Origin of the sequence: Streptomyces sp. LN549, from assembly GCF_043203805.1 — a bacterium.
In the GTDB taxonomy this organism is placed as follows: domain Bacteria; phylum Actinomycetota; class Actinomycetes; order Streptomycetales; family Streptomycetaceae; genus Streptomyces.
This window is the reverse complement of sequence record NZ_JAZHRI010000002.1, coordinates 1,062,866-1,086,019: the sequence shown is the minus strand read 5'-3', so window position 1 is coordinate 1,086,019 and position 23,154 is coordinate 1,062,866. Positions and strand designations below refer to the sequence as shown.

Annotated in this window: 16 protein-coding genes; 7 read left to right on the top strand and 9 right to left on the bottom strand. The window is 70.7% G+C overall.

Features of this window, described 5'->3' with window-relative positions:
* Positions 1-23: 23 nt before the first annotated feature.
* Complete coding sequence (locus tag SH922_RS04750; RefSeq protein ID WP_393054996.1) at positions 24-2,537, bottom strand: DEAD/DEAH box helicase; 2,514 nt, start codon at positions 2,535-2,537, stop codon at positions 24-26.
* Between the two features lie 170 nt (positions 2,538-2,707).
* On the opposite strand from SH922_RS04750, the gene SH922_RS04745 reads away from it, so the two are divergent.
* Positions 2,708-3,499: a metal-dependent hydrolase gene (locus SH922_RS04745; protein ID WP_393054994.1), complete on the top strand. Its 792-nt coding sequence runs from the start codon at positions 2,708-2,710 to the stop codon at positions 3,497-3,499.
* Between the two features lie 92 nt (positions 3,500-3,591).
* Here SH922_RS04745 and SH922_RS04740 read toward each other — a convergent pair whose 3' ends face one another.
* Positions 3,592-4,587: an Lrp/AsnC family transcriptional regulator gene (locus SH922_RS04740; RefSeq protein ID WP_393054992.1), complete on the bottom strand. Its 996-nt coding sequence runs from the start codon at positions 4,585-4,587 to the stop codon at positions 3,592-3,594.
* Positions 4,588-4,876: 289 nt separating this feature from the next.
* On the opposite strand from SH922_RS04740, the gene SH922_RS04735 reads away from it, so the two are divergent.
* A complete protein-coding gene (locus SH922_RS04735) occupies positions 4,877-6,520 on the top strand; it encodes an MFS transporter (RefSeq protein WP_393054990.1) in 1,644 nt (547 codons plus the stop codon).
* An 88-nt stretch (positions 6,521-6,608) separates the two neighbouring features.
* On the opposite strand, the gene SH922_RS04730 is transcribed toward SH922_RS04735, so the two are convergent.
* Positions 6,609-8,390: an ABC transporter ATP-binding protein gene (locus SH922_RS04730; protein WP_393054988.1), complete on the bottom strand. Its 1,782-nt coding sequence runs from the start codon at positions 8,388-8,390 to the stop codon at positions 6,609-6,611.
* Complete coding sequence (locus SH922_RS04725; protein ID WP_393054986.1) at positions 8,387-10,240, bottom strand: ABC transporter transmembrane domain-containing protein; 1,854 nt, start codon at positions 10,238-10,240, stop codon at positions 8,387-8,389. The genes SH922_RS04730 and SH922_RS04725 overlap by 4 nt, the downstream gene beginning before the upstream one ends.
* 249 nt (positions 10,241-10,489) lie before the next feature.
* Here SH922_RS04725 and SH922_RS04720 point away from each other — a divergent pair, with 249 nt between their 5' ends.
* A complete protein-coding gene (locus tag SH922_RS04720) occupies positions 10,490-11,230 on the top strand; it encodes a L,D-transpeptidase family protein (protein ID WP_393054984.1) in 741 nt (246 codons plus the stop codon).
* A gap of 16 nt (positions 11,231-11,246) precedes the next feature.
* Here SH922_RS04720 and SH922_RS04715 read toward each other — a convergent pair whose 3' ends face one another.
* Together SH922_RS04715 and SH922_RS04710 are read right to left on the bottom strand one after the other, a co-directional pair.
* On the bottom strand, positions 11,247-14,180 hold the full coding sequence (locus SH922_RS04715) for an FAD-binding and (Fe-S)-binding domain-containing protein (RefSeq protein ID WP_393054982.1): 2,934 nt from the start codon (positions 14,178-14,180) through the stop codon (positions 11,247-11,249).
* 43 nt (positions 14,181-14,223) lie between these two features.
* Positions 14,224-14,670 (bottom strand): MarR family winged helix-turn-helix transcriptional regulator, encoded by a 447-nt coding sequence (locus SH922_RS04710; protein WP_393054980.1) that lies wholly within the window; start codon positions 14,668-14,670, stop codon positions 14,224-14,226.
* A gap of 205 nt (positions 14,671-14,875) precedes the next feature.
* On the opposite strand from SH922_RS04710, the gene SH922_RS04705 reads away from it, so the two are divergent.
* The 3 genes from SH922_RS04705 to mltG all read left to right on the top strand — a co-directional run bounded on the left by SH922_RS04705 (position 14,876) and on the right by mltG (position 18,603).
* Entirely contained in the window at positions 14,876-16,684 is a 1,809-nt protein-coding gene (locus SH922_RS04705) for an ABC transporter ATP-binding protein (protein ID WP_393054978.1), read from the top strand.
* A 71-nt stretch (positions 16,685-16,755) separates the two neighbouring features.
* Positions 16,756-17,364 (top strand): hypothetical protein, encoded by a 609-nt coding sequence (locus SH922_RS04700; RefSeq protein ID WP_393054976.1) that lies wholly within the window; start codon positions 16,756-16,758, stop codon positions 17,362-17,364.
* A gap of 378 nt (positions 17,365-17,742) precedes the next feature.
* Entirely contained in the window at positions 17,743-18,603 is an 861-nt protein-coding gene (mltG, locus tag SH922_RS04695) for an endolytic transglycosylase MltG (protein ID WP_393054974.1), read from the top strand.
* 79 nt (positions 18,604-18,682) lie between these two features.
* Here mltG and SH922_RS04690 read toward each other — a convergent pair whose 3' ends face one another.
* From SH922_RS04690 to SH922_RS04680, 3 genes are all read right to left on the bottom strand, one after another.
* On the bottom strand, positions 18,683-19,780 hold the full coding sequence (locus SH922_RS04690) for an NAD(P)-binding domain-containing protein (RefSeq protein ID WP_393063466.1): 1,098 nt from the start codon (positions 19,778-19,780) through the stop codon (positions 18,683-18,685).
* Positions 19,781-19,951: 171 nt separating this feature from the next.
* Positions 19,952-21,160, bottom strand: a complete 1,209-nt coding sequence (locus tag SH922_RS04685; protein WP_393054972.1) for an LLM class flavin-dependent oxidoreductase — start codon at positions 21,158-21,160, stop codon at positions 19,952-19,954.
* Positions 21,161-21,199: 39 nt separating this feature from the next.
* Positions 21,200-21,976 (bottom strand): ATP-binding cassette domain-containing protein, encoded by a 777-nt coding sequence (locus tag SH922_RS04680; RefSeq protein ID WP_393054970.1) that lies wholly within the window; start codon positions 21,974-21,976, stop codon positions 21,200-21,202.
* Positions 21,977-22,416: 440 nt separating this feature from the next.
* Here SH922_RS04680 and SH922_RS04675 point away from each other — a divergent pair, with 440 nt between their 5' ends.
* On the top strand, positions 22,417-22,839 hold the full coding sequence (locus tag SH922_RS04675; protein ID WP_393054968.1) for a YjbQ family protein: 423 nt from the start codon (positions 22,417-22,419) through the stop codon (positions 22,837-22,839).
* Positions 22,840-23,154: the final 315 nt, after the last annotated feature.

The following is a 23,154-nucleotide window of genomic DNA, read 5'->3' as shown; positions in this document are numbered from 1 at the left end:
CGGCGCCACCGGTACGGACGCGCTCACAACTGGCCCACGGAGGTGACCCGGACGACCGCCCGGCCCTCCTCGTCGGACGCGGCCAGGTCGACCTCGGCACTGATGCCCCAGTCATGGTCGCCGTTCGGATCGGCGAATGTCTGCCGGACCCGCCACAGCCCGTGCTCGGCGTCCTCGTCGATCTTCAGCAGCTTCGGCCCGCGGGCGTCCGGACCGGTGCCCAGCTCCTCGTACTCGTCCCAGTACGCGTCCATCGCCTCGCCCCACGCGTCCTCGTCCCAGCCCGCGTCGCCGTCCAGCTCCCCGAGATCGCGTACCCGGTCCAGCGCGGCGAGCTCGACCCGGCGGAACATCGCGTTGCGCACCAGGACCCGGAAGGCGCGGGAATTGGCCGTGACCGGCTTGACCTCGTCGGCACGCTCCTGCGCCTGCTCGGCCGTCTCCACCTCGGGATTGGCGAGCTGCTCCCACTCGTCGAGAAGACTGGAGTCGACCTGACGGACCATCTCGCCGAGCCAGGCGATCAGATCCTCCAGGTCCTCGGACTTGATGTCGTCCGGGATGGTGTGCTCCAGCGCCTTGTACGCGCTCGCGAGATAGCGCAGCACGATGCCCTCGGTACGCGCCAGCTCGTAGTTCGAGGTGAACTCCGTGAAGGTCATGGCGCGTTCGTACATGTCGCGGATCACCGACTTCGGCGACACCGGGTGGTCACCCACCCACGGGTGGCTCTGGCGGTAGACGTCGTACGCGTGCCACAGCAGCTCGCTCAGCGGCTTCGGGTACGTGACCTCCTGGAGGAGCTCCATCCGCTCCTCGTACTCGATGCCGTCGGCCTTCATCTGCCCGACCGCCTCACCGCGCGCCTTGTTCTGCTGCGCGGCGAGGATCTGACGCGGATCGTCGAGCGTCGACTCCACCACGGAGACCATGTCCAGCGCGTACGACGGCGAGTCGGCGTCCAGCAGCTCGAACGCGGCGAGCGCGAACGTGGACAGCGGCTGGTTCAGTGCGAAGTCCTGCTGCAGATCGACGGTGAGCCGCACGATGCGGCCCTCCGCGTCCGGCTTGTCCAACTGCTCCACGACGCCGCCGTCCAGCAGCGACCGGTAGATCGCGATCGCCCGGCGGATGTGGCGCAGTTGCGCCCTGCGCGGTTCGTGATTGTCCTCCAGCAGGTGCCGCATCGCCTCGAAGGCGTTGCCGGGACGTGCGATGACGGACAGCAGCATGGTGTGCGTGACCCGGAAGCGTGAGGTCAGCGGCTCCGGATCGGACTGGATCAGTTTGTCGAACGTGGTCTCGGACCAGGCGACGAAACCCTCGGGGGCCTTCTTGCGGACGACCTTGCGCTTCTTCTTCGGGTCGTCGCCCGCCTTCTTGACCGCCTTCTCGTTCTCGACGACGTGCTCGGGGGCCTGCGCGACGACGAAGCCCGCCGTGTCGAAGCCCGCCCGGCCGGCCCGGCCCGCGATCTGGTGGAACTCGCGCGCCCGCAGTGTCCGCACCCGGGTGCCGTCGTACTTGGTGAGGGCGGTGAACAGCACCGTGCGGATGGGGACGTTGACGCCGACGCCGAGCGTGTCCGTGCCACAGATGACCTTCAGGAGCCCCGCCTGCGCGAGCTTCTCGACCAGGCGGCGGTACTTCGGGAGCATGCCGGCGTGGTGCACGCCGATGCCGTGGCGTACGTAACGCGAGAGGTTCTGGCCGAACTTGGTGGTGAAGCGGAAGTTGCCGATGAGATCGGCGATCTTCTCCTTCTCCTCCTTGGTGCACATGTTGATGCTCATCAGCGACTGCGCCCGCTCGACGGCCGCGGCCTGGGTGAAGTGCACGATGTAGACCGGCGACTGCCGGGTGTCCAGGAGCTCGGTGATCGTCTCGGTGATCGGCGTCAGCCGGTACTCGTAGCTGAGCGGGACCGGACGGGTCGCCGAGCGCACCACGGAGGTGGGGCGGCCGGTTCGGCGGGTCAGGTCCTCCTCGAACATCCGGACGTCACCGAGCGTCGCCGACATCAGGACGAACTGGGCCTGCGGCAGTTCCAGGATCGGGATCTGCCACGCCCAGCCGCGGTCCTGCTCCGCATAGAAGTGGAACTCGTCCATGACGACCTGGCCGATGTCCGCGTACTTCCCGTCACGCAGCGCGATGGACGCGAGCACCTCGGCGGTGCAGCAGATCACGGGGGCGTCGGCGTTGACCGAGGCGTCGCCGGTGAGCATGCCGACGTTCTCCGTACCGAACAGTTTGCACAGGTCGAAGAACTTCTCCGAGACCAGGGCCTTGATCGGAGCGGTGTAGAAGGTGACCTTGTCCTGGGCCAGCGCGGTGAAGTGCGCACCGGCCGCGACCAGGCTCTTTCCGGACCCGGTGGGGGTGGAAAGGATCACGTTGGCCCCGGAGACCACCTCGATCAGCGCCTCCTCCTGAGCGGGATAGAGGGTGATCCCCTGCGTCTCGGTCCATGACGAGAAAGCCTCGAAGAGGGCGTCGGGGTCGTCGGTCGGGGGCAGCTGATCGATAAGGGTCACGCCCCCATCTTGCCTGTCTTCCACCCCGATGAGGGAACCGGACGACGGTACGAAGATCACGGACGATACGCTGCCCTCTCAACTCGGCCGCACCACAACGATGATGGCCGGAACGCGTGCACAGGCGATACCTGTCGCACCTCACGACACCTACGGGGGCGGAAACAGCCATGATGGGACCGGCACACTCTCTGTCAGGGGCAGCGGCCTGGCTGGGGGTGGGCGCGGCCGCGGCTGCCGCGGGCCACACCATGCCGTGGCCCGTCCTGGTCGTCGGCGCGCTGATCACCGCGGGCGCGGCGCTGGCCCCGGACCTCGACCACAAGTCGGCGACCATTTCGCGCGCCTTCGGACCGATCTCCCGCGGAATCTGCGAGATCGTCGACAAGCTCTCGCACGCCGTCTACAAGGCGACCAAGATGCGGGGCGACTCGAACCGCAACGGCGGCCACCGGACGCTGACCCACACCTGGCTGTGGGCGGTCCTGACCGGCGCAGGCGCCTCCGCGGCGGCCATCACCGGCGGCCGATGGGCTGTGCTGGCCATACTCTTCGTCCACCTGGTGCTCGCCGTCGAAGGACTGCTCTGGCGGGCCGCCCGGGTGTCCAGCGACGTACTGGTGTGGCTGCTCGGCGCGACCAGCGCGTGGATTCTCGCAGGCGTCCTGGACAAGCCGGGCAACGGCTCGGACTGGCTCTTCAACGCCCCAGGCCAGGAATACCTCTGGCTCGGTCTGCCCATCGTGCTCGGCGCCCTCGTCCACGACATCGGCGACGCGCTGACCGTCTCGGGCTGCCCGATCCTGTGGCCTATCCCGGTCGGCCGCAAGCGCTGGTACCCGATCGGGCCGCCGAAGGCCATGCGGTTCAGGGCCGGCAGCTGGGTGGAGCTGAAGGTGCTGATGCCCGTCTTCATGGTGCTCGGGGGAGTGGGCGGGGCTGCCGCCATGAACTTCATCTGACGTGTTCCGGGCCGGACCGGTGTCCGGCAAGGCGGCGCCCCCGGCGGATTCCTCTCCGCCCGGGGCGCCGTCCGGTTCTGCCGGTACGGCCCTCAGGCGGCTGCGGGAGGGACCAGGCGGCCGTGGGAGATGAGGGAGGCGGCCTGCTTGAGCCGGCGCGTCCGGATGCTGACCCCGTAGGCGTCGACGCCGGGGGTGGTGGCGAGGCGGCTGGTCAGATAGCGGTAGAACTCCTCGGCGTCGCGGCAGATGACGATGGCCATCACGTTGTGTTCACCACTGGTGGCGCCGGCGAACGCGACCTCGTCGTGGCCGGCGATCTCGTGACCGGTGCGTTCCAGGTGGGCGGGAGCGACGCGGAGCCAGAGCGTGGCGTTGATGTGGTGGCCGAGGAGTTCCGGCAACAGGTCGATGTCGTACGAGAGGGTGCCGGACGTCTCCAGGGACTCCAGCCGGCGGGCCACCCGCCCCTTGGACCAGCCGGTGACCTCGGCAAGGTGCGTGTGCGAGGCACGGCCGTCCTCGGCGAGGGCGTCGAGCAGCGGGCCGTCCTCCGGGGTGAGGGGGAGGAGAGGGCCGGCCGGGACAGAGGGAGGGGGGCCGGCCAACCGCTGTTCCTGCTCGGCGGTGAGACGCCCGCCGTAGCCGGTCCAGCCTGATGTGCCAGGGGCGCCGAAGGGGTGGATGAGCAGGTCGATGCTCAGGTCGAGGACGGCAGCGGACCTGGGCAGCTGCTGGAGCAGCATGTCCTCGCGCGGGGCGTGGAGCGGTGAGCGGATGACGCAGATGATCTCCGAGCCGCCCGAGGCGATGCCGACGTAGGCGATGTCGGGGCGCCGGGCGAGGGTGTCGGCGAGGGGACCGACCCGGTCGGGGCGGCAGCGGATACGGGCGACCCATTGCGCCTCGCCATGGACGGCGGGATCGACCAGGCCCACGACCCGCATCGCGCCGCTGCGGCGCAGGGCTTGACAGCGGCGGGCCGCCGTCTGTTCCGACACCCCGATCGCGTCGCCGATGAGCCGGAACGGGGCACGCGGCGCGAGCTTGAGCGCACGGAGGATTTTCATGTCGACGTCGTCGGTCACGGCGGAAGTCTGCCATGAGGTGTTCCAAGGGTGGAGGTTTTCCCTGGATGTGCGGGGCCGCTTCGTTGATTCTGCGTGCTCTCACCGATGCTGGGGAGCGAGTTTGTTCGAATCGTCGGTCCGACGTCTCACCCGGTCTTCGCCCCGCACCGGCGCGCACGGCGTCGTCCGGGCTTCGCGGCGGCCGGGGCACCGGCAGCCGTCGGACGGAACGCGTCGGACGGAACCCGCTGGACAGAATCCCGCTGGACATCAACCGCGGCGCGTCGCGCCGTGAAGGAGTGCTTCCTTGAACGTCACACCCTCGGCGAGCGGCCGGCCCGACCGGCGGGCGGCCACGCTCGTCATGGCCTGCCTGGGCGTATTCGTCGCCTACTTGCCGGTGACCACCGTCGCTGTGAGCCTGCCCGCCATCCAGGCGGCCCTGGGCACGTCGACGGCCCAACTGTCCTGGGTCCAGGATGCGTTCGTCCTGCCCATGGCCGCGTTCATCCTGACAGCCGGCGTGGTCGGCGACGTCCACGGGCGCAAGAAGGTGTTCCAGGCCGGCCTGTTGTTCTCCGCGGCCGGTGCGGCCGTCGCGCTGGCCGCACCGTCGATCCAGGTGCTGTGGATCGGTCAGGCCCTCGCCGGACTGGGCGCGGCCGCGCTGCTGCCGACGACGCTGGCCTTGATCAGCCATGCCGTTCCCGACCACCGTGAGCGCGGCAAGTTCATCGGCCTGTGGGCGACCTCGCTGCTGATGGCGCTGGCCGTCGGCCCGCTGATCGCCGGGGTCGTCCTGGAGCACGCGGCCTGGCGATGGATCTATCTCCTCGTCATTCCCGTCTCGCTGCTCGCGACGGCCGTTGCCGCTCGGCTGCTGACCGATTCGAGCGCTCCGCACGGGCGACGGCTCGACTGGCCCGGCCAGATCACCGCGGCGGTGGCGATCACCGCGCTGGTGTACGGCGTGATCGAGGGCGGAGCAGGTTCCTTCAGTGACGCACAGGTCCTCCTGGCGCTGATCGTCGCCGTGGCCGGCGCGGCCGCCTTCGTCGTGGCGGAGAGGCGCAGCGACAGCCCGATGCTGGATCTGGCCCTGTTCCGCAGCCCGGCGTTCACGGCCACCACGCTCGTCGCGATGATCACCTTCCTGGCGCTCATCGGCTTCTTCTTCCTGCTGAGCCTCTACTTCGGCCTGGTGCAACAGCTCGACACTCTTCAGGCAGCCTGGCGTCTCTTCGCGGTCACCGCGGCCTCCATCGTCGTCGGCGGTCCCGTCTCACGTCTCATGCACCGGGTTCCCGCACGCGCCCTGATCACCGCCGGGCTCCTGGTCGTCTCCGGCTCGCTGATGTCGATGACCACTCTCGACGCGGACACGTCGTTCGCCTCCATCGCATGGCGGCTGGCCCTGCTGGGCGTCGGGATGGGCGGCATCCTGACGCCCATGACGGCCACCGCGGTCGCCTCCGTCCCCCACCACCTGGCCGGCATGGCCGCAGCCGGCAACAACGCCTTCCGGCAGATCGGCGGCGCACTCGGCCCCGCCGTTCTGGGCGCGCTCCTCACCTCCCGGGCCCTCGACACGTTCCCTGCTCGTCTCGCCGACGCCGGAATCACTGGAGCGGCCCGTCAGGACATGGTGGAATCCGCCCGGGCCGGCGGGCTGGGCGCGGTCGCCCAGATGGATCTGGGTGCCGCCACCGGCCCAGCCCTGGGCGCTGTGGGGGACGCATTCCTCGACGGTCTGAGGCTGTGCCTGATCGTCGCCGCTGCACTCACGCTGCTCGCCGCCCTCGTCGCGGAGGTTCTGCTGCGCCGGCCGGGCAAGGCGCCCACCGCCTCGGCGACGGTTGGCGCGGCCGCCGCACACCCTGCCGCCCCCGTCCTCACCACCGGCGACGAGGCCACCTCCGGTCAGGAAGGCGGACGAACCCTCGTGCGGTGACACGGATGACGACGACGCCCTTCGGCCGGAGCGGCGCGCTCCAGCCGAAGGGCGATCATTCAGGAGCCCCCGATGGGGCCCGTCCGGGTCAGCCGTGCCAGGACCGCCACAGCGCCGCATACGCGCCGTCCGCCGCCACCAGCTCGTCATGGCTGCCCAGCTCGCTGATCCGGCCCTGCTCGACGACGGCGATCACGTCCGCGTCGTGCGCCGTGTGCAGCCGGTGGGCGATCGCCACGACCGTACGTCCGTCGAGCACCCGGGCCAGCGACCGCTCCAGATGACGGGCCGCACGCGGGTCGAGCAGCGAGGTCGCCTCGTCCAGCACCAGCGTGTGCGGATCGGCCAGCACCAGCCGGGCCAGCGCGATCTGCTGCGCCTGCGCCGGGGTGAGCGCCAGACTGCCCGAGCCGACCTCGGAGTCCAGCCCCTCGTCGAGCGCCCTCGCCCATCCGTCCGCGTCGACCGCGGCCAGCGAGGCCCACAGCTCCGCGTCCTCGGCGCCGGTACGGGCCAGCAGCAGGTTGTCCCGCAGCGACCCGACGAACACATGGTGCTCCTGGTTGACCAGAGCCACGTGCGTGCGGACGCGCTCCGCCGTCATCTGCGACAACTGGGCACCGCCCAGCGTGACTTCTCCGGTCCTCGGGGCGTAGATCCCGGCCAGCAAACGGCCCAGCGTCGACTTGCCCGCACCGGACGGTCCCACCAGCGCGAGCCGCGTACCGGGAGCGACGTCCAGCGACACCTTGTGCAGCACGTCGAGACCGGCGCGGTAGCCGAAGTGCACCTCGTCGGCCCGCACTTCACGGCCGTCCGGGGCCACGCCGTCGTCACCCGCGTCCGGTTCGATCTCCCGGACCCCCACGAGGCGGGCCAGCGACACCTGAGCGACCTGCAACTCGTCGTACCAGCGCAGGATCAGGCCGATCGGGTCGACCATCATCTGCGCGAGCAGCGCGCCGGTCGTCAGCTGACCGACGGTGAGCCAGCCCTCGATGACGAACCAGCCGCCGAGCATGAGGACCGCGCCGAGAATCGTCACGTACGTGGCGTTGATGACGGGGAAGAGCACGGACCGCAGGAACAGCGTGTACCGCTCCCAGGCCGTCCACTCCTTGATCCGCCGGTCCGACAAGGAGACCCGGCGCGCGCCCAGCCGGTGCGCCTCCACGGTCCGTCCGGCGTCGACCGTCTCCGCGAGCATCGCCGCGACCGCCGCGTAGCCGGCGGCCTCCGACCGGTACGCCGACGGCGCCCGGCGGAAGTACCAGCGACAGCCGATGATCAGCACCGGCAGGGCGATGAGCACCGAGAGCGCCAGCGGGGGAGCGGTGACGGCGAGCGCGGCCAGCAGCAGCCCTGCCCACACCACACCGATGGCCAGCTGCGGCACCGCCTCGCGCATGGCGTTGGCGAGCCGGTCGATGTCCGTGGTGATCCGGGACAGCAGGTCTCCCGTCCCGGCCCGCTCCAGCACACCCGGCGGCAGCCGCACCGACCGCACGAGGAAGTCCTCGCGCAGATCCGCCAGCATCTCCTCGCCCAGCATGGCGCTGCGCAGCCGCATCATTCTGGTGACCACGGTCTGGATGGCCAGCGCCAGCGCGAACACCGCGGCGGTGCGCTCCAGATGGAGGTCGGTGACCCCGTTGGACAGGTCCTCGACCAGTCCGCCCAGCAGATAAGGGCCCACGATCGACGAGATCACCGCGACGGAGTTGAGCGCCGTGACCACGATGAACGGCCGCCGGTGGCGCCGCATCAGCTCACGGACGTAGGTGCGTACGGTCGTGGGGGTGCCGACCGGCAGGGTCGTCGCCGACTCCGGGGCGGCCGGGTCGTACGCCGGTGGTGCGACGCCGATCATGCCCTCTCCTCGATTTCCTCGATCGTGTCGATCGTGTTGATGTCTTCGGCGTGGTCCGGCACGGACGCGGCCACGATCTCGTCGTCGGTCTCACGGGTGACGACCGCCCGGTAGCGCGGTTCGTCGCGCAGCAGCTCACGGTGGGTGCCGACGGCCACCACGGTGCCGTCGTGGACGAGCGCCACCCGGTCCGCCAGGTCGAGCAGCAGCGGTGACGAGGCGAAGGCCACCGTCGTACGGTCCTGGCGCAGCGCCTTGATGCCTTCGGCGACCCGCGCCTCGGTGTGCGAGTCGACGGCGGACGTCGGCTCGTCGAGCACCAGGGCCTCCGGGTCGGTCACCAGCGAGCGCGCCAGGGCGAGCCGCTGACGCTGGCCGCCGGAGAGCGACCGGCCGCGTTCGGTGATCCGGGTGTTCATGGGGTCGCCGTCGGTGTCGACGGACGCCTGGGCGAGCGCGTCCAGGACGTCGCCGCACTGCGCGGCCGCCAGCGCGTCGGTGGCGGCCACCCGACCGGACGACGGCACGTCCAGCAGTTCGCGCAGCGTGCCGGAGAGCAGCACCGGGTCCTTGTCCTGGACCAGGACGGCGGTCCGGGCGGCGTCCAGCTCCAGCTCGTCCAGAGGTACGCCCCCGAGCAGCACCGACGGCAGCCCGGGTGCGGCGGCGTCCTCGGTCTCGCCCTCCTGCGCCACGACGGGCTGGGCATGGCCGCCGAGCCGGTCGGCGAGCCGGCCCGCCTCGTCCGGATCGCCGCACACCACCGCGGTGAACAGGCCCTCCGGAGCCATCAGACCGGTGGCCGGGTCGTACAGGTCACCGGTCGGAGCGGCGTCGACCGTGGACGGCCGCGCGACCCGGCTCAGCGAAAGCACCCGGACCGCGCGCTGCGCGGAGGGCCGGGAGAAGGAGTACGCCATGGCGATCTCCTCGAAGTGCCGCAACGGGAACAGCATCAGCGTCGCCGCGCTGTACACCGTCACGAGCTGACCGACGTCGATCTTCCCGTCCCGGGCCAGCGTGGCCCCGTAGGTGACCAGGGAGATCAGCAGCACGCCCGGCAGCAGCACCTGGATCGCCGAGATCAGCGACCACATCCGCGCACTGCGCACGGCCGCCTTGCGGACCTCCTGCGAGGCTCGCCGGTAGCGGCCGAGGAACAGCTCCTCGCCGCCGATGCCGCGCAGTACACGCAGCCCCGCCACCGTGTCGGAAGCCAGCTCGGTGGCCTTGCCCGCTTTCTCGCGCTGGACATCGGCGCGCCGGGTGGCCCGGGGGAGCAGCGGCAGAACGGCCAGGGCGAGCAACGGCATGGAGAGCGCCACGAGCACACCCAGCGAGGGCAGATAGAGGACGAGCCCGACACAGATGATGACGAGGGCCGCCGCGGCGGCGGCGAAACGGGAGAGCGCCTCGACGAACCAGCCGATCTTCTCCACGTCGCCGGTGGACACCGCGACGACCTCGCCCGCGGCCACCCGGCGGGTCAGCGCCGAGCCGAGCTCCGCCGTCTTGCGGGCCAGCAGCTGCTGGACCCGGGCGGCGGCGGTGATCCAGTTGGTGACAGCCGTCCGGTGGAGCATGGTGTCGCCCACCGCGATCAGCACGCCGAGAACCGCGATCATGCCGCCGGCCAGCGCCAGCCGTCCGCCGGACCGGTCGACGACCGACTGGACCGCGAATCCCACAGTGAGCGGCAGACCTGCGAGGGAGCACTGGTGCAGCAGCCCCCAGGACATGGACTTGAGCTGTCCGCGGATCTGGTTGCGGCCGAGCCAGAGCAGGAAGCGAGGGCCCGACCGGACATCGGGATCGCCGGGATCCGAGTACGGAAGATCGCGAATTTGCATGACGTCCCAAAGATCGGAAGGAGCTGAGATCCGCGGGGGATCTCCAGAAACACGTGGAGGGAGCGTGTGGGGGGACCAAACCGTCCAAGCCTCGCTCCCCGCAGGGGCCGAGGCAAACCCTTTTACGCGCAGGGCCCCGTGAGTGCCGGTGTGTGCCGGGCCGGTCCACGGAGTAAAGATTGGGCACGCATTCGCCGCACTCCGCAGGCGGGGACGGCCCCCGGCGTCGGGTGGTGCGAGCATGGACGGATGCGTATAGCCGGTGCGGTACGAGTGGTGGCCCCGGCGGCCGCCTGCGCTGTCCTGCTCACGACCCTCACGTCGTGCGGCGACGGACAGGACCCGAAGAAGGCGGACACGCCGTCGGCCGATGCACAGAAGGACAAGGAGAAGGCGCAGACCACCGACCTGAAGCGCATCCCGGACGTGGGCGACCGGCTGCAGTCGCAGATCCCGGAAGACTCCCGCCAGGTCGTCGCCGTGTACGGCGCGGGCAGGAACTCCGCGGACTCCACGGTCGTGCTGTACACCCGGACCGGATCCACCTGGGACAAGATCGCCGGCTGGAAGGCCCACAACGGCCGCAAGGGCTGGACCGCCGACCACCGCGAGGACGACAAGCGCTCCCCGGTCGGCGTCTTCACGCTCACCGACGCGGGCGGCGCACTGCCCGACCCGGGCGCCCTGCTCCCGTACAGCGAGTCGGCCGCCATCCAGGCCCCCAGGTACTGGGCCAAGCCCTACTGGCACGACTTCGACTACGTCATCGCCATCGACTACAACCGCGTCAAAGGCACCGCCCCCAACGACCCGACGCGCCCGGAAGGTCAGTCGAAGGGCGGCAGCATCTGGCTCCACATGGACCACGGCAGCGGCACATCGGCCTGCGTGAGCCTGCCGAAGGCGGCCATGGTGAAGCTGCTGCGCACCCTGGACCCGAAGCAGAACCCGGTCGTGGTGATGGGCGACCGCGCCGGCCTCAAGGCCTGAGAGCCCCGTACGGGACCTATGTGGGCCCGGGGCGGGTCGCCCGCTCCAGCTCCATCAGCGCCGAGTGGTACGAACGCCCCGTCGCCCGGTCCATCCCGATCTCACACATCCGGTTCGCGCACAGATACGTCTCGTACTCCCGGGTGTTCACCTCAGCGGCCTCCTTCGCCGTAGCCGAGGCCGTCAGCTCCTTGTGCAGCATGCCGCGGTCGCCCGCGAAGCCGCAGCACGCGGCGTCGTCCGGGATCACGACCTCCTCCGCGCAGGCCTCCGCGACCGTCCGCAACTGGCCGACATCGTCGAGATGTTCCATCGAGCACGTCGGGTGCAGAACCGCGGAACCGGTCTTCCTCAGCACCGTCAGTTCCGGCAGGAGCTCGTCGGCCGCCCAGACCAGTGAGTCGACCACCGTCAGCTCACGGTGCAACTCCCGGTTGTCCTCGGTCAGATACGGCACCACCTCGTGGGCGATGCCGAGTGTGCACGAGGAGGCGTCGACGACCAGGGGCAGCTTTCCGCCGGCGGTCCAGCCCCAGGCGGCCTCGACGATCCTGTTGGCCATCACGGCGTTTCCGGAGTCGTAGCCCTTGGAGTGCCAGATCGTCGCGCAGCAGGTGCCCGCGACATCCTCCGGGATCCAGACGGGTTTCCCGGCACGGGCCGAGACGAGGACGACGGCCTGCGGGAGCGACGGGCCGCGATGCCCCTTGGGGCCGCCGAAGATGCGGTTGACGCAGGCCGGGTAGTAGACCGCGCTCGCTCCCACCCGGGAGGTACGGGGCAGCTTCCGGGCGGCCGCGCCGGGGATCTCCGGCAGCCATTCGGGCACCAGGTCGGGGCGAACGGCCTTGCGGGCGAGACCGGTGACGCCTTCGAGGAGCCGGTCGTCGATCCGGTTGGCCGCGGCGACCGCCAGCCGGGCCGCCGCCTCCACGGCGCGGAAGCCCTTCGCGGTGAGCGCGGCGATCCGCTCCTCGCGCGGGGAGTGCCGCCGGTGGCGGAAGTCCTTCATCATGGCGCCCGTGTCGATGCCGACGGGGCAGGCGAGCTTGCACGTGGAGTCGCCCGCGCAGGTGTCGACGGCGTCGTAGCCGTACGCGTCGAGCAGCCCCGCCTCCACCGGTGAACCGTCCGGCTGCCGCATCATCTCCCGGCGCAGCACGATGCGCTGACGCGGTGAGGTGGTCAGGTCGTGGCTGGGGCAGGTCGGTTCGCAGAAGCCGCACTCGATGCAGGGGTCGGCGACCGCCTCGACCTCGGGAATGGTCTTCAGCCCGCGCAGATGGGCCTTCGGGTCGCGGTCCAGGACGATCCGGGGCGCCAGCACCCCGTCGGGGTCGATGACCTGCTTCGTGCGCCACATCAGCTCGGTTGCCCGGGGGCCCCACTCCAGCTCCAGGAAGGGGGCGATGTTGCGGCCTGTGGCGTGCTCCGCCTTGAGCGATCCGTCGAACCGCTCCACGGTGAGCCGGCAGAAGTCCGCCATGAACGCGGCGTACCGGTCGACGTCGGACTGCTGCGCCGCGTCGAACGCCAGCAGGAAGTGCAGATTGCCGTGGGCCGCGTGGCCCGCGACGGCGGCATCGAACCCGTGCTCGGCCTGGAGCCCCAGCAGTGCCTCACAGGCGTCGGCCAGCCGGGAGGGCGGGACCGCGAAGTCCTCCGTGATCAGCGTCGTACCGGACGGCCGGGAGCCGCCGACCGCGGTGACGAAGGCCTTGCGGGCCTTCCAGTAGCCGGAGATCGTCCGGGCGTCCCGGGTGAACTCGTTGGTCACCGACGTGACGGGCCGGACCAGCTCCAGCTGCCGCACGACCCCGGCCGCCGCCTCCTCGTACGCCTCCTGGCCCGGCTCGTCCGGGGCTCGGAACTCCACCAGCAGGGCCGCGGTCTCCTTCGGCAGGCCCGCCCAGTCGGCGGGCACCCCCTTGACACTGACCGAGGCGCGCAGGGTGTTCCCGTCCATCAGCTCCACGGCGATGGCGCCCGCTTCGTTGAACAGCGGGACGGCTGCCGCAGCCGCCGTCAGCGAGGGGAAGAAGAGCAGCGCGGTGGAGACCCGGCGGTCCAACGGCAGCGTGTCGAAGACGACCTCGGAGATGAAACCGAAGGTCCCCTCCGAGCCGACCATGAGGCCGCGCAAGATCTCCACCGGTGTGGAACCGTCCAGGAAGGCGTCGAGCCGGTAGCCGTTGGTGTTCTTGATCTCGTACTTGGCCCGGATCCGGGCGGTGAGCGCGGCATCGGCCTCGATCTCCGCCTTCAGGGCGAGCAGCCCCGCACAGAGCCGCGGCTCCGCGTGCGCCAGGTCCTCGTCCGCCGCGGGATCGCCGGTGTCCACCACCGTGCCGCTGGGCAGCACGAAGGTGAGGGAGGAGACGGTCCGGTAGGAATTGCGGGTCGTGCCGGCGGTCATTCCGGAGGCGTTGTTGGCGACGACCCCGCCGATCGTGCAGGCGATCGCGCTCGCCGGGTCCGGCCCCAGCAGCCGTCCGTGCCGGGCGAGGGTGGCGTTGGCCCTCATGACCGTCGTCCCCGGACGGATCCGGGCCTGCGCGCCGTCGTCCAGGACCTCGATGCCCGCCCAGTGATGGCGTACGTCGACGAGAATGTCCTCGCCCTGCGCCTGGCCGTTCAAGCTGGTACCCGCGGCCCGGAAGACGACGTTGCGGCCCTTGCCGTGGGCGTACGACAGGATCGCGGAGATGTCGTCGATGTCCTCCGGAACGACGACGACCTGGGGAACGAACCGGTACGGACTGGCGTCGGAGGCGTACCGCACGAGGTCGGAGATCTTCCAGAGCACCTTCTGCGGGCCCAGCAGAGCGGTCAGGTCGCCCCGCAACGGTTCGGGCGTGCCCGGCGCCCGGCCGTCGGCAACCCGGTCGTGGGAGGGGGCCCGCACCGTGCCGGGGCGCAGGGCATCCGGATTCGGCTCCAGCAGCGGCATGTCGATATCCCCTCGGCGGCTCGGCTCGGTGCTCGGCACCCGGTCAGCAGCGGCGGCGCTCCGGCATTCCGTCGACCAGAGCGGTCATCAGCCCGCCGAGCACCTCGCGCTGATCGGTGGTCAATGGAGCCAGGATCTCCTCTGCGGCCGCCCGGCGCGCGTTGCGCAGCGACCGGAGCGTGGCGATGCCCTCCTCCGTGATCTCGATCCGGACCACCCGGCGGCTTTCCGGATCGGGGATCCGGCGCACCCGGCCGCTGGCCTCCAGCCCGTCGACCAGCGTGGTCACGGCGCGGGGGACGACATCGAGACGCTGTGCGAGATCCGCCATCCGGGGGGGACCGTCGCAGTGCGCGACGGTGCGCAGCAGCCGGAACTGCGCGGGGGTGATGCCGATCGGCTCCAGCTGACGGCTCTGAATGCGCTGAAGTCTGCGCGTCAGCCGCAGCAGCTGTTCGGCGAGCACGCCGTCAGGGTCGGGGGAATCCATACCGGGAACAATATCAGGACCTTGTTCATTGTGAGCATAGGTAACAATGAGCTATGCTCTCATCTGTTCGACTGCCAGGGGCTGCGACGTCCGAGCTCCGGGCCCGCAGCGCGGCCACCCCGCCGCCCTGCCACGTCGTGGACGCGCATGCCGTCACAGGCGCCCGCGCCCGCCCCCCGTAGCCGCGCGCCTGACGAAGGAGCCCATGAAACCCGACGGACCCACGTGGACACCCCCGCCCCGGGACGCCGCCCAGCCGCCCGCCGAGCTGCGCCGCATCCTCCGCCTCTTCCATCCCTACCGCGGCCGCCTCGCGGTGGTCGGACTGCTCGTCGGCGCCTCGTCGCTGGTGTCGGTCGCCTCTCCGTTCCTGCTGCGCGAGATCCTGGACACCGCCATCCCGCAGGGACGGACCGGGCTGCTCTCGCTGCTCGCCCTCGGCATGATCCTCACCGCGGTCATGAACAGCGTCTTCGGCGTGCTGCAGACCCTCATCTCCACCACCGTCGGCCAGCGGGTCATGCACGACCTGCGCACCGCCGTCTACACCCAGCTCCAGCGGATGCCGCTCGCCTTCTTCACCAAGACCCGCACGGGCGAGGTCCAGTCCCGGATCGCCAACGACATCGGCGGCATGCAGGCCACCGTCACCTCGACGGCGACCTCGCTGGTCTCCAACCTCACCGCGGTCATCGCCACGGTCGTGGCCATGCTCGCGCTCGACTGGCGGCTCACCGTCGTCTCGCTGCTCCTGCTGCCGGTCTTCGTATGGATCAGCCGCAGGGTCGGCCGCGAGCGGAAGAAGATCACCACCCAGCGCCAGAAACAGATGGCCGCCATGGCGGCCACGGTCACCGAATCGCTCTCCGTCAGCGGCATCCTGCTCGGCCGCACCATGGGCCGCTCGGACTCGCTCACCAAGGGTTTCGCCGAGGAGTCCGAGCGGCTGGTCGACCTCGAAGTGCGCTCCAGCATGGCCGGACGCTGGCGGATGTCGACGATCGGCATCGTGATGGCCGCCATGCCGGCCGTCATCTACTGGGCCGCGGGCATCGCCCTGCAGTCCGGTGGTCCGGACGTCTCGATCGGCACGCTGGTGGCATTCGTCTCGCTCCAGCAGGGCCTCTTCCGGCCCGCCGTGAGCCTGCTCTCCACCGGGGTGCAGATGCAGACGTCCCTCGCACTCTTCCAGCGGATCTTCGAATACCTCGACCTCACGGTGGACATCACCGAGCCGGAGAAGCCGGTACGTCTGGACAAGATCCGCGGCGAGATCCGCTTCGAGAACGTCGACTTCAGCTACGACGAGAAGAGCGGCCCGACCCTCAGCGGCGTCGACGTGACGGTGCCCGCCGGTGCCAGCCTGGCCGTCGTCGGCCCCACCGGCTCCGGCAAGTCCACCCTCAGCTACCTGGTGCCGAGGCTGTACGACGTCACGGGCGGCCGGGTCACCCTCGACGGGGTGGACGTGCGCGAGCTGGACTTCGACACCCTCGCCAGGGCGGTCGGCGTGGTCTCCCAGGAGACGTACCTCTTCCATGCCTCGGTCGCCGAGAACCTGCGTTTCGCCAAGCCGGAGGCGACCGACGAGGAGATCGAGGCGGCGGCCCGCGCCGCACAGATCCACGACCACATCGCCTCGCTGCCCGACGGGTACGACACCCTCGTCGGTGAGCGCGGCTACCGCTTCTCGGGAGGCGAGAAACAGCGCCTGGCCATTGCTCGCACGATCCTGCGCGACCCGCCGGTGCTGATCCTCGACGAGGCGACGAGCGCCCTCGACACCCGTACCGAATTCGCCGTGCAGGAGGCGATCGACGCGCTCTCCGCCGGGCGCACCACGATCACCATCGCCCACCGGCTCTCCACCGTGCGCGATGCAGACCAGATCGTCGTCCTCGACGGTGGCCGCACCGTGGAGCGCGGCAGCCATGAGGAACTGCTCCAGCAGGACGGGCGGTACGCAGCCCTGGTCCGCAGGGACGACACCCGGCTCGCTCCCGTGGCCGGCTGACCGGCCCCGGGCCCGCGCAGCGGATGCCCCGGGGCGTCGGGCCGGGCGGTGGTACGGCATGATCCCCGGCCATGAGAGCTCTCCTCGGGGTCGAACTCCCCGGATACCGACCCGTCGCCGACGACGCCTGGGCGAACGAACACGACGACGTGCTGTCGCTGCACTTCTTCGCCCTGCCCCCCGACCTGCCGGCCGCACTCGACGACGGCCCGGCCCTGCGCAACGCGCTCACCCACCACACGGCGGGGGCGGGCGGCGGACTCATCGAGGCCTCCGTGAAGAGGATGGGGGAGTTGCCGGCCCTGCGTCAGATACTCAAACTGCCGCTGCCGGACCGGCCGAGCGGCCAGGCGTTCATCGGCAGCTTCACGGTGCCGCGCGCCGGGTGCAGCACCGTGGTGAAGATCCAGGCGCTGGAACAGGGCATGACGGGGATGCGCGAAGCCGTCGTCCTCGCCAAGGTCGGGCCCCAGGACTACTTCCGGCCCCACCCCTACGCCCCGGACGTCCAGGGCGGCCTTCCGTTCCACGTCGCCGACCATGCGCGGTGGGACGCGGAATTCCCCGACCACCCGCTGACCAGGGTCCGGCGCACTCTCGACGCACTGGCCCAGGCCGTCTCGGTGGCCCCCGACTTCGCGGCCCTGCCGCCCTTCGCGGGCCCCACGGCCCACGGCTGACGGGACGACACGGCGCGCACGCGACGGCGCCGCCGCCCTCGTGGGACGGGGAGCGACGGCGCCGGGCGGAGCAATGGTCAGATGAGCCAACCCACGAAGTGGACGACGCCGGCCAGCAGGTTGGTGATCAGGTTCATCGGGGGTTTCTCCTTGTGCATGGTGAATCTCCGGGACAGCGCAGTCGCGGTCTGCAGCACGTCGCTTGCGCCCTGTAATCATCAGTTGCCGCCCGGCAGTCGAGCAACGAATACCGAGACGATCACGCGTTCCAGCGAACATCCGATCCCCTGTTCGTGTGTTCACATCGGGTGGTGCGGGCCGCGTGTCGTTGCGGACGGGGTACCGGACGGCACGATCGGCGCGGGATAGCGTGCCCGCATGGTGAACGAGTCCCCGGACGTACCGCCTGGCCGCAGGCCCGGCCGCGGCATCCGACCGACCGGGCGCGGCCGTCTCGTACTGCTCATCGGCGCCGTCGTTGTCCTCGCGGTGGCCGCCGCCGTACTCGTACCACTGCTGACCAGAGAACCGAAGACCGAGCAGACCCGCACCCTGGTCATCCCGGAGGGATGGCGGGCCTCGCAGGTGTACGCGGCGGCAGACAAGTCCCTCGGCGAGCCCGCCGGAACCACGGAAAAGGCGGTAGCGACGGCGGACCTGCCGCTTCCGGCCGAGGCGAAGGGCAATCCCGAGGGCTACCTCTTCCCGGCGACGTACCCGATCACCTCAGGCACCACCCCGAAGAGCCTGCTGCGCTACATGGTCGACACCGCACTGAGCCGTTTCGGCGCGGACCACATCACGGCCGGAGCCCAGCGCAACAACGTCACCGTCTACCAGACGGTGATCATCGCCAGCATCGTCCAGGCCGAGGCGGACACCCCGTCCGACATGGGCAAGGTAGCCCGGGTCGTCCACAACCGCCTCGACCGCGACATGCCGCTCCAGATGGACTCCACGCTCAACTACGCGCTGAACCGCAGCACGCTGGACACCACCACGGGCGACACGAAGATCGACAGCCCGTACAACAGCTACGAACGCAAGGGCCTGCCGCCCACGCCCATCGGCAACCCCGGAGAGCAGGCGATGGTGGCGGCGATCAGCCCCACTCCCGGCCCCTGGCTGTACTTCGTCACGGTCGCAGCCGGCGACACCCGTTTCACCGACGACTATGCGGAACAGCAGCGCAACGTGACCGAGTTCAACCGCAACCGCCGCACCGCGGGCAGCGGCTGAGCGGCGCGGCGGAGCGCTCAAGCCGACACGGAGAGCACGCCGCTGCCCTCGCGCGGACACTGCGAGCAAGCCGGAGTACTCACGCGGAGACGGACACCGCCCCGTCCGCAGCAGGTTCAGGCTCGGCCCGCTCCAACAGTCGGCCGATCGCCCGCACGGCGGCGCGCCCGGCCCGGTTCGCGCCGATGGTACTGGCCGACGGCCCGTACCCGACGAGATGGATACGCTCGTCGCGCACGGCCTGCGTCCCCTCGACCCGGATCCCGCCACCGGGCTCACGAAGTCTCAGCGGGGCGAGATGGTCGACGGCGGCCCGGAAGCCCGTCGCCCAGAGGATGACATCGGCCTCGACGGTGCGACCGTCGTCCCAGGCCACGCCGGTCGGTGTGATCCGGTCGAACATGGGCAGCCGGTCGAGCACCCCCGACTCGCGGGCCCGTCGGACGGCATCGGTCACCGGCAGTCCGGTGACGCTCACGACGCTCTGCGGCGGCAGCCCGAGCCGCACCCGCTCCTCCACCATGGCCACGGCGGCTCGCCCCTCGTCCGCACCGAACGGACCTTCCCGGAACACGGGTGGCCGGCGCGTCACCCAGTACGTGTCCGCCGCCACCTCGGCGATCTCCATCAGATGCTGGGTGCCGGAGGCGCCACCGCCCACCACGATCACCCGCTGCCCGGTGAACTCGGCCGGCCCTGGATAGTTCGCCGTGTGCAGCTGCCGCCCGCGGAAGGTGTCCTGGCCTGGGTAGCGCGGCCAGAACGGCCGGTCCCAGGTCCCCGTGGCATTGATCAGAGCGCGTGTCGCATACGCCCCCTCGGACGTCTCGACGAGCAGCCGCCCGCCTTCACCCTCACGTACCGCGCTTACCTCGACGGGCCGGTGCACCCGCAGGTCGAAGGTGCGTTCGTACGTATCGAAGTACGCCCCGATCACCTCGGACGAGGGCCGGCCGTCGTCGGCGCCCGTCAGCTCCATGCCGGGCAGGGCGTGCATGCCGTGCACCTTGCCGTACGTCAGTGAGGGCCAACGGAACTGCCAGGCACCGCCGGGGCGCGGGGCGTGGTCGAGGACCACGAAATCGCGGTCCGGCTCCAGGCCGCTGCGACGCAGATGGTAGGCGCCGGACAGGCCCGCCTGTCCGGCACCGATGACGACGACATCCACTGAGTGCAGCCCGACATTGTTCACGCTTCTACCAACCGTGCGCGGGGCGTGGATCTTCCCGCGGCTGTGCTGTCCAGGAAATCGGTCACCGGGCAACCCGCTCTCGAAGGAATCCGCCGCAGCTGGCCCCGGCTCCGGCCCCGCCCCCGGCTCCGGCCCCGTCCCCCGGCTCCGAGGAACTCAGCGCCCCCCGCCGATCAACAACGGAGCCCCGCCCGGCGCGGAGGCCGGCCGGCCGTTCACCGCAGGCACCCCCAGCAGCGGGGACGCCGGGACAGTCGACAGCAGCCCCCGGGCCGCCAGCTCCGGAGTGACACCCTCGCCGAACCAGTACGCCTCCTCCAGATGCGGGTACCCGGACAGCACGAAGTGCTCCACACCCAGGGAGTGGTACTCCTCGATCCGGTCCGCGACCTCGGCATGGCTGCCGACCAGCGCGGTCCCGGCGCCACCGCGCACCAGTCCGACCCCGGCCCACAGGTTCGGCGCGATCTCCAGCTTGTCGCGCGAACCGCCGTGCAGCGCCAGCATGCGCTGCTGCCCCACCGACTCGCTCCGCCCCAGTGCCTGCTGAGCGGCCGCGACCGTGTCGGCGTCGAGATCGCCGAGCAGCCGGTCGGCCGTCGCCCATGCCTCCTTCGAGGAGTCCCTCGAGATGGCGTGCAGCCGGATCCCGAACCGGACCGTGCGTCCCTGCTCCCCGGCCAGCTCCCGAATCCAGTCGATCTTCCTCTTCACGTCCGCGGGCGGCTCGCCCCACGTCAGATAGACGTCGGCGTGCGCGGCCGCGACCGGTCCCGCCGCGGCGGACGAACCACCGAAGAAGATGTCGGGCAGCGGGTCCGGCGGCAGCGCCGTCAGCCCGCCCTCCACCTGGTAGTGCTCACCGTCGAAGTCGAAAGGCCGTCCGCTCCAGGCACCCCGCACCACCGACAGGAACTCCGCGGTCCTGGCGTAGCGCCGGTCATGGTCCAGATGGTCCCCGAACCGTCGCTGCTCCGTCGAGTCACCGCCCGTCACCACGTTCAGCAGCAGCCGCCCCCGGGTGATCCGCTGATAGGTCGCGGCCATCTGCGCAGCGAGCACCGGGGAGATCACCCCGGGCCGGAACGCCACCAGGAACTTCAGCCGCTCGGTGTGCTGGGACAGCGCCACCGTCGTCAGCCAGGCGTCCTCGCACCAGGTGCCGGTCGGCGTCAGCACCGCCTCGAACCCCAGTTGCTCCGCCGCCTTGGCGATCTGCACCAGGTAGTCGATGTCCGGGGCGCGAACCCCGCTGACCGGGGTGATCCGTTCCCGCTTGATCCCGCCGTCGGTGTAGGCGTGCCGGTCGACGAGCGTGCGCCCGTCGCCGCCGGTGGGGAGGAACCAGTGCAGATGGACGTTCATGAGGAGGCCTTTCCGTACGAGCGGGCGGGGAGGGCGGGTTCAAAGGGGCATCGAGGGGCATCGAGGGCTCGGCCCCGGCCGGGCTGTCAGGGGGCCGGACTCCGAACCGAGTTCGGCGAGCAGCCGCGCACGCAGCGCCGCGAACGCGGGTGTGCCCGGACGGCGCGGACGGTCCAGTGCGACCGGCGTCTCGTACGCGATCACCCCGTCCCGCAGTACGAGCGCACGGTCGGCGAGCAGCAGCGCCTCGTCCACATCGCGCGTGGCGAGCAGAACCGCTCCACCGCGGCGGTGCCGGAGCCCGGCCACCAGCCGCTGCGCCATGGCCCCGGCGGGGGCGTCAAGAGCGCCGAACGGCTCGTCGAGCAGCAGCAGACCAGGCTCGGCGGCCAGCGCCTGCGCGAACGAGACGCGCTGTGCCTCATCGCCGGAGAGCGGCCCGGACCAGGCCCGAGACCGCTCGGTGAATCCCGTGACGGTCAATACCCTTTCCGCGAAGGCACGTTCGGGATACCCCACCAGGTGGACCATGGCATTGCGCCAGACCCGCTTCCACGGCGTCGGCCGCGGCGCCCGGCGGGCGAGCGCCCGCCGCTTCGGCACCAGGACGGTCCCCCGGATCTCCCGGTCGAGACCGGCGAGCACCCGCAGCAGTGTCGACTTGCCGCTGCCGCCGCGCCCGAGGACTGCGGTGAACTCCCCGGCGCGCATAGTGAGATCGAGCCCGTCGATGACGTCACGTCCGTCGAACGAACGGGTGAGACCCACGACGCGTACGGCGTCGTGCGGCGGAACGGCTGAGGCGGGGGACGGCATGCTCACCGGTCCATGAAGGTCGCTCGCCATGGCAGCAGCCTTTCGGGGGTACGGACGACGACATCGGAGGTGAGTCTCCGGGCGGCGCATCCGGCCGCAATCCAGGCAGTCGGTACCCGGTACCCAGGCCCGCGGGCCGGGCATGCGCGGGCCACAAGGGAACGCCCGGGGAGCCGGGACGGCAGGGCGCTTACGCCATCAGGAGCAACGGGTACGCAGGGTGCTGCGGCCGGTCAGTGAGGGGCGAGGCGCCGAAAGAACGTCAGCAGCCGCAGCGACAACACGCGGCGGACGCCACCCGCAGCAGGTCGATGTGACCGCGCGAAGTAAGCAGGGCTGACCGGAACATGGCGCCGAACCTAGTGTCCGGCAGGAGGACGGTCAACGGTGTCTCGGCACATGGACGAGCAATCCCGCGGGGCGGGCAGGACAATGAACCCATGTCCTCCGCCTTCACCACCAGCGTCCTGCACATCACCACCGGCACGACGGAGACCGTCACCGACCTGACGTCCGACTGCGAGCAGTTCCTCACCCGGACGGCACCGGGCCGCGACGGCCTGCTCAACATCTTCGTCCCGCACGCGACCGCCGGCATCGCCGTGCTGGAGACCGGCGCGGGCAGCGACGACGACCTCCTGTCCGCCCTGCACGCCCTGCTCCCGGCCGACGACCGCTGGCAGCACCGCCACGGCAGCCCGGGCCACGGCCGCGACCATGTCCTCCCGGCCTTCGTCCCGCCGCACGCGACGTTGCCCGTGATCGCGGGACGACTGGAGCTGGGGACGTGGCAGTCGGTGTGCTTGGTCGACACCAACAGGGATAATGCCAACCGCAACGTCCGGTTGAGCTTCTTCGGATAGTGCGTTGCTTCGGTGGGCCTGTGGAGGGGACGCGACGCCCGATGCGGGGCCGTGCCGGCCGACCACTGCGGCCGGAGTCTCCGGCACACGGGCCGCCGTCTGAGGCGCCGCAGCCCCAGCAGTTCGAATGTTCGCCGGCTGTCCAAGTCCGTCACACGGACCGCCAACGCTTCCCGCGGAGCGCTGCCCCAGGTCAAGCGCCGGATGAGTGGTGGGGAACGTGACGCGCGCAGTGGCTGATCCGGCTCTGGGCGACCCCAAAAGATTGACAGGGGCATGACTTGTGTCTAGTTTCCTCAGCGGCTGCGGTGTCAC